Genomic DNA, 15,773 nt, shown 5'->3' on the forward strand with positions numbered 1-15,773 from the left:
TTTTATAAGCTATTTTTTACTACTTCTTTTTTAATTAATATTCTAAATTTTAATATTTAAGAAATTTGAGTACAAGAGGTAAAGCATATGTATTTTAAATAAAATTAATTTATCATTACACTAAAAAATTACTTTTTATAATAGCTAAATCCTTCACTTGCCATATAGCAAGCAACTAGATGATTCTGTTTATGTTCAAATAATTCAGGCATTTCTTTTCTACAATATTCTGCTGATACTGGACAACGCTCCACAAAAGGACATCCTTTTTCAGAATTCGAAAAAATTTTGACTTCGTCTTGTACATCTACTTCTTCATGTAGTATATTTCTGCTATTCGGATTTGGAGTCAAAACTGCACGCAAAAGCATCTGTGTATATGGATGTAAAGGTGTATTGTAAACCGCCTCAGCATTTCCAATTTCCACGATTCTACCAGCATACATCACAGCAATCCTATCAGAAATATAACGTACCATGCTTAAGTCATGTGAAATAAATAGATAAGTAAGACCAAGCTCCATCTTTAACTTATATAAAAGATTTATAATCTGACTCTGAATAGAATTATCCAGTGCTGACACTGGTTCATCACATATAATAAAATCTGGCTGAACCACGAGTGCACGTGCAATACTAATTCTTTGTCTTTGCCCTCCTGAAAACTCATGTGGGAAACGTCCTGCGTGTTCTCTCAAAAGCCCAGTCATTTCTAACAATTCATATACTTTTTGTGTTCTTGTATTTTTATCCAACATCCCATGAACCTTCAAATTTTCTGCAATAATAGATTCTACTGTCATATGTGGGTCTAAAGACATATATGGGTCCTGAAATATCATTTGTGTATGTTGTGCAAATGCCTTTCTTCTACTTTGTCTATGTAGTTCTAACTTTTTGCCTTGAAATAATATTTCACCTTCGCTTGATGGATATACACCCATAATAACTCTTGCAAGAGTTGATTTTCCACAACCAGATTCTCCAACAAGCCCTAGAGTTTCACCTTTATAAATAGTTAGGTTCACATGATTGACAGCAATATTTTTGCGCTTTCTTCCTAGAGGGAAGCTCTTGGATACATTATTTAATTCAAGTAATTTTTCCATCATCCAATTCCTCCTTTGGAAAACTTTCATGCAGACGCCAACAAGAAGCACTGTGACTATTTGAAACCTCAAATAAAGGTGGCTCTTCTCTCAAACAAATCTTCATACAATATGGACACCTCTTTGAAAAAGAACAACCGACTGGCAAATCAGATAAGTTTGGTGGACTTCCCAATATAGATATGCGTTCCCCTATAACACCTGATGTAGGAAGTGTTCTTAACAGTGCCTGTGTATATGGGTGTGTTGCTCTATTAAAAAGTTCTTTCACACCACTTTCTTCCACAATTTTTCCAGCATACATCACTGCTACACGGTCTGCCAAGTTTGCTACAACACCAAAATCATGAGTAATCAAAAGTACAGCTGTTCCCATCTCTTTTCTAATTTTAGCAATCAATTTCAAGATTTGCAGTTGTGTAGTAACATCAAGAGCTGTTGTTGGTTCGTCTGCAATAAGTAGTTTAGGATTGCATGCCAAAGCCATAGCAATCATTACACGTTGTTGCATACCTCCTGAAAATTGATGAGGGTACTGTTCTGCTTGTAGTTCAGCATTTGGTATCTGTACCATTTCAAGTAATCTAACTGCCTCTTTCTTACAATCAGATGATGACATTTTCTCTTTTCTATATAGTGACTCTGTAATCTGCTTACCTATTTTCATTGTAGGATTCAAACAGGTCAAAGGGTCTTGAAAAATCATACTTGCTAAAGTACCTCTTATTCGTTCCATCTCTTTTTCTGATGCATTCAAAATATCAAAATTGAGAAGTTTCAATTCCTCAGCCATAATTTTAGCTGGTGGTGAAGGATTTAGTTGCAAAATTGACTGTGCCATTACACTTTTACCACAACCACTTTCACCCACTAACGCAAGAATCTCGCCACTGTTCATGGAAAGCGATACACCTCGAACTGCATTTACTGTTCCTTCGTACATATCAAAAGATACATTTAATTCCTTAATTCTTAGAATGTCGTCCATAATAAGCAGACCTCCTTAATCTAGGATTTAGAGCATCTTGAAGTTGGTCTCCCAAGAGATTGAAAGAAAGCATTATCAGACAAATAAATAATCCTGGCACTACAAGCCTTGCTGGATAAGTCTGAAAAACAGCAACACCTTCATTTGCCATAATTCCCAATGATGGATATGGTGGTGGAACTCCCATTCCCAACATTGATAGGAATGCTTCTGTAAATATAATTCCTGGAATGCTCAATGTCATGTGTACAATTATAATACCTAACATATTAGGAATTAAGTGGAAGAAAATAATCCGTCCCATACTTGCTCCCATAATTTTTGCAGCAATTATAAATTCTCTCCCCATAAGAGAAACCACCTGTCCTCTTACCAATCGTGCCATACTAGTCCATCCTACAAGGGTATAGGCAATAATCAAAGTTCCAATTCCCTGTGGAAGCACTGCCATAAGTAAAAGAACAACAACAAGGTATGGAATTCCACTAATGATTTCCAATGTACGCATCATTACATTGTCAACCATACCACCTATATATCCAGAAATACTACCATATACTACTCCTACTATGCAGTCTATGATAGCTACCACCCCTGCTACTAGAAGTGATACTCGTGTCCCATACCAGATACGTACAAAAATATCACGCCCAAGATTATCTGTACCAAAGATATGAGTAAAACCACTACTCATATCTTTACTAAAAAAGGGGTTATTTGCATATGCCACATTCTGAGATGAAAAATCAAAATTACAAAATATTGGAAAAAATACTGAACCTATCATAAGAATAAGTATCATTATAAATGATACTACTGCAATTTTATTGTGGCGTAGTATGGATATGGTCTCCCTTGCAAAACTCATAGAGGGATACACCTGTTCGTTATTAGTCATATCTGAATTACAGCCATCAATAGATGAAAAATCTTCATGAACAAGTACTCTTTTACTACTATCTATTTTCCTCACCTCCTAATCTCACGCGAGGGTCTATACAGCTGTTCAAAATATCCACGATTAGATTACACAACACAAGAAACATACCAAAAAATAATGTTGTTCCTATAATCACTGGATAGTCATTGGCCTGTACTGAGTCCACAAAGTATTTTCCAAGACCTGGAATAGAAAATACATATTCTACAGCAAATGTCCCAGTCAACAGAACTGCTGTCATAGGACCAAGAACTGTTATCACTGGCATTAATGCATTGCGTAGACAATGATGAAGGATAATATCTTTTTTCTTGATTCCTTTCACTTTTGCTGTACGAATATAATCCTGCCCAAGTACATCAAGCATACTAGAGCGCATTAATCTTCCAATACTTGCCATAGAGCCAAAAGCTAGCGCAAATGCAGGTAAAATCTTGCTATTTTCACTCCCCCATCCTATAATTGCAAAAAAATGGATACCAGTAAATTGAAACAGCACAATTCCAAAAAAATACTGCAACAAAGCACCAATAATAAATGATGGAACAGACACCCCAAGAAGCACCAAAATCATCATCAATGTGTCCCACTTTGTCCTATGCTTCAAAGCAGCTATAATACCTGACAAAAATCCCAAAATGATTGCAAAAATCAAAGCCCGTATTCCCAGTTCTAAAGAAACTGGGAATGCCTGGGCTATAATATCTGTGACTTGACGACCAGAAACAATTGAAGAACCAAAATCTCCATGTATCAAATTATTCACATATATTCCGTACTGCTCTAATACAGGTTTATCTAGACCATATTTTGTGGCTAAAGAAGCTTTTATCTCAGGATTAATTACCTTAAGTCCAGAAAAAGGGTCTCCTGGAAGCATCTGCATCAGTAAAAATGTAATGGAAATCAAAACCCATACAGTAAGTACCGCATAAATAAGTCGCTTAGCGATATACCTCATTTGTAAAGACATATTGTCTGCTCCTGTCATGTTTTTTATTTACTTAATATGTGCATTTAAAACGTTAAAGAATTGAAATGGTGTACGTACTAGACCAACTAGTTTGTCAGAAACTGCATAAGTAGTACATGTAAAATACATCGGTCCTATAACCATATCATCCATTAGAATTTTTTCTGCCTGTATCAGTATCTCTTGACGCTTTTTAGAATCACTCTCATGAGTTGAATCCTCAATCAACTTATCATACTTTGGATTGGAATACTTTCCATAATTGTTCATATTTTCTGTTGTATAGTTCTCCAAAAATGTAATTGCATCATTCTCAGAAGGACCCCAAGCATCCACTGCAAAACTATAATCACCATTTCTTTTTGCTTCAGACAAAGCTTTGACTGCTGTAGATTTCAGTTCTACATCCAGTCCAAGATTTTCTTTCCATTGTTGTTGCAAGTAGGCAGCCTGATTCTGATTATATGTTGTATCTGATGTCCAAAATACAAGTTTAATATCTTTCTTTTCTATCCCAAGTTCTTGAAGTGCCTTGTCAAGGAATTCCCTTGCCTTATCTTTGTCATACTTAAATAAGCTACCACGTTTTTCTGCATAACTTTTACCATCAACACCTTTTATAACACCTGGTACAAGACCATTGGCTGCTATAGAACCATCATTAATTACATTATTAAGTAGACTTTGTACATCAATAGAATAGGCAAGTGCTTTTCTTAGGTTTATGTTAGAAAGATACTCATTTTGTGTATTAAAGCTTAAATACCAAGATCCTCCATCTATATAGGATTGAATAGTATCTTTACTTTTGTCTCTCACGAGTTTAATTTGTTCGTTATATAGGTTACAAAGGTCAATTTCTCCAGCAGTAAATGCATTCAAACTTGTATTTGCATCTCCTATCATAACCAACTTAACTTTAGGAATATTAATTTCTGATGCATTATAATATTCTTCAGCCTTCTCCATTGTAATATGGTCATCATGAACCCATTCTGTTATTTTATATGCACCATTTGTTACCATTTTATCGGCCTCTTTAGCGTACTGTTTATCACCAATTGCCTTATAAGCCTTTTTATTTATTGGCAAAAAATATGGCTGTGACAAATAAAACAAGCCATTAGTCATTGGATGAGACCATTGAATTTCTAATGTATAATCATCTAATACTTTTAACCCAAGCTGTGATTCGTCAATCTCACCCTTATAAAATGCTTCTCCATTTTTAATATTCTTGTATATATACGAAGCAAATATACTTCCAGTAGAAGGCGTCATCTGTGTCACCCAGGAATAGTAAAAATCATTCGCGGTTACTGGGTCTCCATTTGACCATTTTGCATCTTTTCTTAGATGCATTGTATAAATAGTGTTCGCATCATTTATATCCCAACGTTCTGCTAAATCAGCCACTGGCTCATCCTTCTCATTCAACTTTGTGAATCCAGCCATGCAATGATAGAGAATACTTTGTGCAATAGTATCACTCATTCTCATTGGATTCAATTCTGTTGGCTCAGATGTAACATTTAACGTTACCATTTCTTTTCCTTGAGTCCCCTGAAAAACTGAGCCTTTTATTGCATCTCCTTGAGTAGGTGTGGAACATGCCACCAAATTTAGTGCAAGTATAGCTACTACTAATAATGTTATAATTTTTTTGTATCTCATATTTTTCTCCCTCTAAATAATTAATTCATATAATTCCTAACAATCATCCTGCACATCCAATATCATATTAAATGAATCAATTGACATAGGTTTATAATAATAATAACCTTGAACCATATCACATCTATACTCTTTTAAAGACTCTATATGTTCTTTAGATTCTACACCTTCAGCAATCACTTTCATATTTAAAGAATGAATTAAATCTATAATAGTCTTTATTACTAAACTACTATTGCCATTTAAGTTATTTAAAAAAAACTGACGGTCCATTTTGATAATATCAAAATGAGCATTAAGTAATACATTAAAAGAAGAATAACCATCTCCAAAATCATCTAGTGAACATGTAAACCCATATTCTTTGAAATCAGATACTACTTTTTTTAAACGTTCAGTATCATTTAAAGAAATTGATTCCATAAATTCAATTTCAATATAGTGCTTTGGAATATCATATTTTTCAAACACATCAATGTAATTTTGAACAATCCCTGGGTCATAAAAATGTGACTTTGAAATATTAAAACTAATTGGCACAACTTTCTGATTGTTTTTTATTCTTGTATCCAAGTACTGACACATTTGTTCAAAAGTATCAATATCAATTAATTTAATGTAGCCATTTTGGTTTAAAATAGGCAGAAATTTATATAATGGGATGCTGTTTCCATCTTTATCAAACCAACGAAGTAATGCCTCTGCACCTATAACCTTTCCATTTATTAGACTGATTTTGGGCTGTAAGTACGTGACAAATTCATAACCTTTATATGCATCTGCTGTCTCTATTTCCAGTTTCATACGGTCCATATAACTATTATAAAAAGAATCACCATAAAGTTCTATACAAGAACTTCTATTAAGTAAAGCTTCACTTTCTTTCCTACACAAATTCGCATAATTTAGTGCATCATAAAATGAGACTTCTGGGTTAATAATCACATAAATACCCATAGACATAAAAAGATTTCTATAAATCCGCTCATCATCTATACGATATAATATGTCAATTAGTGGTATCAATCGTTCATATATAAGATAGTTAGAATCATCACACCTTACTAAAAAAGCAAAGTTATCCGCATATAAATATGCAGCGTACTCCTTTTCTTCTAAAAATGTGGTTATTTTTTGAAAAACCAATGTCAGAATTTCATCACCTGCTTTACTTCCATACTTTGTATTAAAATAGCGAAAATTTTTAATGTTCAAGTGTATTAAAGCATATCTTTCATCACTACCTTTTATCTTACAATATTTTTCCAAAATATATGAAGTATCATACATATCACGCTTTAAGGTGCTATTATTTTCCGTTTCCATTACGATTGGCTCCTTTGTTTATAAATTGTATATACATTTCTTCCCTTATTTTTGGATTGGTATAAGGCTAAATCAGCATTTTTAATAAGAGTTAATTCATCACAACCATGCATATGTATCTCATTATATATCCCAAAAGATAAAGTGAGCTGTTTGGAATTTTTACTTTTTAAATGTACAATATTTTTGTCTCTCAGCTCTTTTTGAACTGATTCAACAAATGTAATAATTTCATCATCACTTCTATCAACAAATATACAGGTGAATTCATCTCCTCCATATCGTGCAGCAAAAGCATTGTTTGGTAAGTTCTTCTTTAATAAAGTAGTAACTTCTTTTATTGCCTCATCACCTTTTAAATGACCATAGTAATCATTATATTCTTTGAAAAAATCGATATCAACCATAACATATCCAATGGATAAAACCTCATCATCTTGGATTAATTTACTTATAAGTTTACTACAGTATCTTCGATTATAAATTTTTGTAAGTTCATCTATATCTGCTACTGTTTGTAGACTAACTTGCTTTTCCAACATAAGATTCTGTTCTTTTTCTCTTTCATAGAGAGAAAGAAGACTTTTGAAGCTTTCGCCCATTGATATCTTACTGTCCATTTCTCCTTTTAATATGGTTTCATAAAAAGTTTCATAAAGTTCATCAGTTTCATGCCCAAATAGAATTGAATATTGAACATGTAATTTTTGAATTTGTATCATTATATTTTGATTCGTATTTTTATACAATGTGTCTAATTGGTTTAAGCACCATGCTGCATCTTCTTCTCTTTTCAACAAAAGCAAAAATTCCATTAAATATAAATAAATGGATTTCAGTAAAAACGCTTCTTCCTTATTTTTAATCAACTTATTTATCAAACTATCTATTTTATGTAACGCTTCTGTTTCCTTATTTTCTAATAATAAAAGACGTATTTCTCCTTCCATAAATAATAAAGGTAAAATGCCAACTTCACATTTTACGCTTAAACATTTTTCATGATACTTCAGGGCTTTATCTAATTCTCCTTGAACACAAGAAAGGTGTAATAGATTCACAAGTATAGACTTGTAATAAAAAAGCACACTTTTTATAGGAATATCTTTTATAACATCTAATGCTTTTGTATAGAATTGCTCTGCAATTTTATATACACCACTTGTGTAAAATATATCAGCAATATTGTTATAGAAAATAGCACATGATTTTTTATCTTTAATTTTATAAGCAATTTGGATTCCTTCTAAATATATAGTAAGAGCTGCTATTTCGTCACAAATAGTAACATTTCGCAAGCCCTCTATTTTAAAATATTCAATTAAAACATCAAAATAATTTTTATTCTCAGCAATTTCTCTTGCCTTCTCTGAATGAAAATTATAAGCATCTACATCCCATTTCATTTGAAAATATTGTGCCAAATACACATGAGCCAATGCTTGTCCATAGAAGTAGTTTAACTGTTCTGATATCATTAGTAACCTATCACAATCGTGTTTATTAAACCTAGAATTATGCTCAAAACGACACTGAATTCGATCAATCAGCAATTGAATTTGTTCAAGTGCTACATTATAGTTATTCATTATGCACCTCTTCCATAGCAATTATTGATTTAGCATTATTTCTACCATTATTCTTTACATCATATAGTGCTTTATCTACTTCATCAAATAAATTAAGTACATCAACTTTAGTTGAAACTGTCTTATTACCATATCCAATTGACAATGTTATTATTTTTTCACATCGTGAATGTATATGTTCAAGACTTTTTTCTTTTATTGCTTCTTTTACTTGATTAACATATTCAGCCATTTGTTCAAAATTCAAATCCCAGCTAAGACAAACAAATTCATCACCACCATAGCGAAAGACTGCCATTTGTTCATTTGCCTTTTCTTTCAAGCTACTTGCTACTTGTTTTAATATTTCATCACCTTCCAAATGACCATAATAATCATTGTATTCTTTAAAGTAATCAATATCAAATATTGCAAGACCAATATTAGTATATCTATTACTATTGAGAATTTCATCTTGCTTAATATTAAAATAATAACGATTGTATACATTAGTCAATTCATCATAATTTACAAGGTCATATAATTCTTCTAATACTTTTTTTGATTGAGTATACTTAGTATAAGTGTCATTCAATTCAATTTTTGCACGTAAACCTTCTACTTTTAATAGATTTACTTGATTTTGTGCTTTTAAATATAAATCATAATACTCGTGGTAATGGTAATATAATTCTTTTTTTGTCTCAAATTTCTGTGAATACTTAATATTCAATTTACATAATTTCAATAAAGGCTCTGGTTCATCTTCTTTTATTAGCTCTTGTAAGGATTGTAATAATTCACTTGATTTTACTTTGTTTTTGATAGATATCATTGCTTCTAATGCATTCATCAAAAATTCTATGAGATAAACACGATTTGGAAAAGTCATAAGTCCATCATTCTGCATTTCCTGTAGATAATATAAACTCTTTTCTTGATTCTGTATCTCTGCATAATAAAGCAAATATGCATAATCAACATATATTTTTAAATCTTTCTCTTCGAAGGGAAGTAAACTCAATTCTTCAATAGTTGATTTCATCAATTCAAGCTTACCTAATTTTAAATATATATTAATGAAATTAATTAACAGCATTCGCAGAAAACGTGGCTTCGTATCTGGCAAAGAACGCAATACTTCCATTGATTTATCTAAATAGAACAGTGCTTCATCATATAATTCATAGTCCAAATAATAAGCACTAATATTCCCATAATTTATACCAATGCGATGTCTGATGTCTAATCTTTCAGAAACATCCAATGCTTTTAAAGTGTATCTAAATGCAGACTGTTTATCATATGAATTTAAAGAAAGTAAACTACACAGTGCATAAAATTTTTCTAATAATTCACTTGGATTCTTTTCATTAATATACTCTTGTGCATACTCCAACTCTTTTGATACGCATTTCATATTTGATTCCACATAGAAATAATAATCGGCACGCCATACATGTCCAAAAGCCACACTTTGCCAATCTTTACTTTCTTTTGAAATCGAAATCAGTTTATCACAAATCCCACAAATAACATCATCATTCACATTAATGTTTTCATGTATTTTTCTCTTTAATTCCTCAATTTCACACAAAACGTAGTTTTCAATCATGGCATTACTCCAAATTTATTTTTTACAACATTATAACACACAAGTGCGGCTTTCCACAATGAGATCTACATTTGTGTATCATAAGTATTAAATAGACTATACTGCTGTCCATTGTTGGCAATAACATACCTATTTTCCTCTTATATCAATGGTTCACAGTTTTTTAAGATTTTAAATAAACTTTCATTTAAATTATTACATAGATTAGGAGTTCTTAGAAATTCCATTTTCTATTTTTCTACAAAAAAAGGAGATGATTCAAAGTTTTATTTTGAGGCATCTCCTTATAATAATTATATATTATTGGGTTTTATGTTATAGGCTTTATAGGTTGTGAGCTATATAAATCAATATACTTAATCTTCAAAATATCCTTCTGGATATAATGGGAATTTAGCTATAAGTTCCTGAGCTTCTACCCTACATTCATCTAATACTTCTTTATTATCAATATTTTCTGCTACCTTATTCATTATTCCTGCTATTTGCACAACTTCTTTTTCTTTAAGACCTCTTTGAGATATTGATGTAAGACCGATACGAACGCCACTAGTTACAAATGGTGATTGTGGGTCATCAGGTATAACATTTTTATTAACCGTTATTCCTACATATTCAAGAGCCTTTTCAAACTGCTTTCCTGTCAAATTTTTACTTCTTAAATCAACCATTACTATATGATTATCAGTTCCACCACTTACTATACTAAATCCGTGAGAAATAAGTTCAGCTGCCAAAGTTTTAGCATTTACTACTACTTGCTCCATTATTTTACGAAACTCATCTGTCCCTAAATACAATAGCGAAAACGTTTTCGCTGCAACTGTGTTAAGATGTATAGAACCTAATGTTCCTGGGAAAACACCTTTATCAAGTTTCTTTGCATGTTCAGCTTTACAAAGCACAATACCACTTCTTGGTCCACAGAAAGTTTTTGTTGTAGATGAAGAAACAAAATCTGCATAAGGTACAGGACTAGGTATTACTTTTGCTGCCACCAAACCTGCAACATGAGCCATATCTACCATAAAATAAGCTCCTACTTCTTTTGCAACATTTGATATTCTTTCATAATCTATCAATCTTGGATATGAACTCGCCCCTGCAATTATAAGTTTTGGTTTACACTCTTTTGCCTTCGCTTCAAGAGCATCATAATCTATACGACCAGTATTTGAATCTACACCATAAAATTCATATTTATAAATATCATGTAAGAAGTTTACTGTACTACCATGTGTTAAGTGTCCCCCTTGGTCAAGACGCATACTTAAAACAGTATCATTTGGCTTTAATATTGCTGAATATACACAATAGTTAGCTGTAGAACCTGAGTAAGGCTGTACATTTACATGTTCTGCTCCAAATATTTCTTTTGCACGTTTTATTGCTAGATTTTCAAGTTTATCTGCTTCTTCAGAACCTGCTTGGAAACGTGCTCCTGGATAACCCTCTTCTGTTTTATTTGTAAATACACATCCACTTAATTCAAGTACTTCTGTTGGTGCTGTACTTTCAGAAGCTATCATCTCGATATTATGCTCTTGTCTAACCAATTCACCAGCTACAATTTCGTATAACTCTGGGTCTGAAATTCTTGTTGTTTTTAACATAATAACACCTCTTCTTAATTTAATTATTTTTATAAATTTAATTAATTTTTATTTATATTTATATTCTACTATAATATTTTAATTAATTATATTATCAAAATTTGCAATTTATTTAACTATTTTGACTTTTTTATAATTTGTATTACAATAAGAAATTTTCTCAACTATCAATTATCCTAACTATATTTATTCCTGACTTTGAGTTGATTTTTCTCTACATGTAATTGCCCTATATACCATGCAAACTAAAATTAAAAGTCCCATATAACCTGTGTATGGATATAAAATATTTACTAGCTTACCAAATGGTAAAAAGCCACCAATACAAGCCAAAATAGCTACTACTGTTGTAACTAATTTAAATTTAGGGTGTTTGTCTTCAACAATTCTATTAGTCACAGACCATAAAAGTGGAACAGCAGTTGTATAGATACCTAATATAAGTGCAACTGAGAAACATACACCTACAATAGGAGATATATTATCTGCTAGATAAAGGGATGGTATCTCTTTCATATACAGGTTACCTATATCTGAAATCATAGCTAGATACATAACTATACCAGCAGTCATAAAAACTACACCACCTAATAATCCTCCCCAGAAAGCATCTTTTTTATTTTCAACAGAAGCTCCCATACCTGTTAAAAATACAATCATTACAATTATATTTAATGTATTGTAAATTACACCTGAAACTATTGGGCTTCCTGATGCTTTTGTAACTTCAATATTTTTCATTGCCTCTCCAACAACAGGTAATCCATCTAAGTGCTTAAATAAACTTATTAATCCAACTGCAATAGTAAATACTGCTATTACTGGTCCAATGCGCCCAAGTATATTTACTAATTTTTCAAGACCCATGGATACTGTGATTAGTGTAGCAATAGACATTAATACCCTTCCTAAATAAGGATTTATTCCATAATATTCAGTTAAAGTTGAACCAGCACCTGAAATCATTACTATCAGAATTCCAAATAAAAATATTGGACTAAACCATTCATAAAATTTTCCTAGAATCTTTCCACAATAAAAAGTGTAAATTCTTGTTGGCTCTTTAAGTTTTAACTCTCTCCCCCTTGTTATGACTTCAACACCAAGAAATGAGAATAGTACCATCGATATTAATGCTCCAATCAATCCCATATATCCTTGGGATGCAAAAAATTGGAGTATTTCTTGACCAGTCGCAAATCCTGAACCTATTGCTGTTGCTAAATAAGCACCTGCAATACAGATAACATTTTTAATATTTACTTTGTCTGACATATCAACTTACCTCCATTATAAAGTTACCTTCTTTAACAAATATAAATTTACAGCGAATTTAAATGAATATTCTGTCTTTTTAGAATAATATTTAATTCACTTTTTTTATTTTGTATATTTTTTAATTTTTATTTATATATATTTTTTTATATATATAGGTACATCTTTTATAAGGTTCAATGTTATTAAATATGTTTAAAGCGCTTTAATTTTTGTTATTAATTAAAGTATACTTATCCAGACATTTTCAAACAATTATCTATATTGACTTTTTATTTATCAATTTCAATTTTTAATATTCAATTTATAAACTTTGGGTGTCATCCCTTTTTCTATCTTAAAATTCTTATAAAAGTTATTTAGACTGTTATATCCAACTATTTCCGCAATCTCATTTATACTTTTTTTTGTATTTTCAAGCAATTCTATAGATTTTTCTATTCGTATATGATTTAAATATGATATAAAGGTAGTATTCAAATTACTTTTAAAAATCCTAGATATATTGGATGGATTAGTTAAAAATAATTTAGCACAATCATTTAATTTTAAATCCTCACTATAATTTAAATTTATATACTCTAGTATTTCATTTAACAAATCATTGCTAGTATACTGATAACCAATAATCTTTTCTACAGACCTAGTAAACTCCTTCAAGTCTAGTGGTTTAAGAAGTATATCTTTTACATTTAATCTTAAAGCTTTTTGGGCATATTCAAAATAATCAAAGGCAGTTATTACCACAAATTTTATTTTTTTAGATATGTGAGATGTTCTTTCTATTACTTCCAACCCATTATATATCGGCATCTGAATGTCTATAAATACTATATCTGGCTCTAAACTAATTATCTTTTCTACTGCTTCGTCACCAGAAGTTGCTCTCCCAACAATTTCTATTGGCATATCTTTCATCTCTATAAAATGTGTTATTATTTTTAAAACAGCTTCTTCATCATCTATTATTAGTGCTCTTCTCATGAGAATTCCTCCCTTTTAGCTTAATGATGTACAAAAAAGTAAGATGTAAAAAATAATATAGAAACATCTAATATATTTCTTTATACTGATAAAACTTATTAATTTTATCTAAGTTTTATACATATTCTTTATTCATTTTCAAGAGGGATTTTAATAATTATATAAGTACCTTCTTTACTATTTGATTTAATATTCATCTCAAAATCACTTCCATAAGCAGATGTGAACTTTGTATATATTAAAGATAGACCATGACCATTATTACTATGAATACCTGTTTTCACTTTTTCAATAGTACCTTCATCCAAAATAGTTCCATTATTACAGATTTTTATAACAGCATACTGACAATCTACACTTGCAACTATTTTAATTTGCTTTTCTTTATCAATATCTCTAAAACCATGTGTAAAAGCATTCTCTACAATAGGTTGAATAAAATTGAAAGGTACAGAAATCTTATATAACTCTTTGGGAATAACATATTCAACTTTTAATGCATTACCATAACGTAACTTTTGCAAATTTAAATAATTTTTAATATATAATATTTCAGCTTCTAATTCTACAAACCTTAAATCCGACCTCATTGTATATCTAAACATTTTAGACAAATCTATTATTGCACTATATAAATCATAGCAACCATCATCAAGTGCTATACTTGCCATTGAATTTAAAGTATTAAATAAAAAATGATGATTTATTCTCAAATTAGTAACCGTATCCTGTGCTACCTTTAGATTCATTTCAAGTTGTTCTCCATAGTGATATGTTCTTGCAATAGTTTGTTCTTTCTCTTGTAAATCTTTTCTTATATCATTAAATGAACAAAAATTTATTATGTTTTTAGATATTTGCTTTAATAATCTTTTTATGCTTCTAGCAGCACCTTCTGGAATATCATATAAATTACTATGAGTAGTATCTAGATTTAAATCAGATAACAATACATATCCTCCTCGAATAACTCCAATACTATTGTTCTTGTATAATATTGGAATATTATATATAGTTATCCCATACTTACATATGAATTGATTGCTACTTTTTTGATTCATACAATCGCAATTTTTAGGAAACTTCATAGGGTTACACTTTTCAAAACAAAATAATGGAAAATATGGATTTTTTAAAACTATGTTCCAAGAATCATCATATATAATCAGTGGAATTTTAAATGGATCAATAAACTGACCACGAATTGATTCTACTGCTGCATATAAATTTAAAGTACTTTCACTATAATTTATTAAGGTCTTTTTTAAATCGCTATTAGGATTGATTTCTATAACTTCACTTTCTCCTATATTTCCTACATTATTTGAAACAATAAGTTCTTTTATTGGTCCATCTCCTGTATTTATAGACTCATGTGTGCTACCAGATTCTATGTAAAAAATCATACCTTGCGAAAATGGCTTCCAAACTCCATTTATAATATATAACCCTTCTCCTTCTAAAATATATATCATCTGTTCTTGACCATAATGAACATGATTAAAATGTTTTTTACCTGGCATAGTAACTGCGATATATATATTCATAGCTTGTTTTGGGTTATTCTCATCATAAGTATGTTTCCATTCAATATATCCCCACTCAGTATTTTGAATTTTCATAAAAAAACCCTTTCTGTTTATAGATTATTTATATTCATTTACCCTTAAATAAATTATCAAATAAAAATGTGCACATACTCTTTCAT

General features: G+C 30.6%; 12 protein-coding genes. All 12 read right to left on the bottom strand.

The genetic code is table 11. The features are described 5' to 3' along the window. Positions 1-128: 128 nt before the first annotated feature. Positions 129-1,109: an ABC transporter ATP-binding protein gene (locus IC758_RS15505; RefSeq protein ID WP_227824326.1), complete on the bottom strand. Its 981-nt coding sequence runs from the start codon at positions 1,107-1,109 to the stop codon at positions 129-131. Next, the gene (locus tag IC758_RS15510) at positions 1,093-2,097 is read right to left on the bottom strand and encodes an ABC transporter ATP-binding protein (protein ID WP_227482078.1); all 1,005 of its coding nucleotides are present in this window, start codon (positions 2,095-2,097) and stop codon (positions 1,093-1,095) included. The genes IC758_RS15505 and IC758_RS15510 overlap by 17 nt, the downstream gene beginning before the upstream one ends. Next, positions 2,075-3,070: an ABC transporter permease gene (locus tag IC758_RS15515; RefSeq protein ID WP_227482077.1), complete on the bottom strand. Its 996-nt coding sequence runs from the start codon at positions 3,068-3,070 to the stop codon at positions 2,075-2,077. Before IC758_RS15515 ends, IC758_RS15510 begins: the two co-directional genes overlap by 23 nt. Continuing rightward, positions 3,054-4,010 carry an ABC transporter permease gene (locus IC758_RS15520; protein WP_227482076.1) on the bottom strand — a complete coding sequence of 319 codons (957 nt, stop codon included), beginning with the start codon at positions 4,008-4,010 and terminating at the stop codon, positions 3,054-3,056. The genes IC758_RS15515 and IC758_RS15520 overlap by 17 nt, the downstream gene beginning before the upstream one ends. Positions 4,011-4,037: 27 nt before the next feature. Next, positions 4,038-5,684, bottom strand: coding sequence for a peptide ABC transporter substrate-binding protein (locus tag IC758_RS15525; RefSeq protein WP_227830863.1), 1,647 nt, complete (start codon positions 5,682-5,684; stop codon positions 4,038-4,040). Between the two features lie 36 nt (positions 5,685-5,720). Then, entirely contained in the window at positions 5,721-7,010 is a 1,290-nt protein-coding gene (locus IC758_RS15530; protein ID WP_227824329.1) for an EAL domain-containing protein, read from the bottom strand. Further along, positions 7,010-8,599: a GGDEF domain-containing protein gene (locus tag IC758_RS15535; RefSeq protein ID WP_227824330.1), complete on the bottom strand. Its 1,590-nt coding sequence runs from the start codon at positions 8,597-8,599 to the stop codon at positions 7,010-7,012. Before IC758_RS15535 ends, IC758_RS15530 begins: the two co-directional genes overlap by 1 nt. Then, positions 8,592-10,193 (bottom strand): GGDEF domain-containing protein, encoded by a 1,602-nt coding sequence (locus IC758_RS15540; RefSeq protein ID WP_227434386.1) that lies wholly within the window; start codon positions 10,191-10,193, stop codon positions 8,592-8,594. Before IC758_RS15540 ends, IC758_RS15535 begins: the two co-directional genes overlap by 8 nt. A gap of 356 nt (positions 10,194-10,549) precedes the next feature. Beyond that, positions 10,550-11,806, bottom strand: a complete 1,257-nt coding sequence (gene glyA, locus IC758_RS15545) for a serine hydroxymethyltransferase (protein ID WP_227434385.1) — start codon at positions 11,804-11,806, stop codon at positions 10,550-10,552. Positions 11,807-11,992: 186 nt separating this feature from the next. Beyond that, complete coding sequence (locus IC758_RS15550) at positions 11,993-13,081, bottom strand: hypothetical protein (RefSeq protein ID WP_227434384.1); 1,089 nt, start codon at positions 13,079-13,081, stop codon at positions 11,993-11,995. A 285-nt stretch (positions 13,082-13,366) separates the two neighbouring features. Then, on the bottom strand, positions 13,367-14,065 hold the full coding sequence (locus tag IC758_RS15555; RefSeq protein WP_227434383.1) for a response regulator transcription factor: 699 nt from the start codon (positions 14,063-14,065) through the stop codon (positions 13,367-13,369). Between the two features lie 128 nt (positions 14,066-14,193). Then, complete coding sequence (locus IC758_RS15560; protein ID WP_227434382.1) at positions 14,194-15,687, bottom strand: histidine kinase; 1,494 nt, start codon at positions 15,685-15,687, stop codon at positions 14,194-14,196. Positions 15,688-15,773 lie beyond the last annotated feature (86 nt).

The organism is Clostridioides sp. ES-W-0016-02, from assembly GCF_020641035.1.
Lineage (GTDB): Bacteria > Bacillota > Clostridia > Peptostreptococcales > Peptostreptococcaceae > Clostridioides.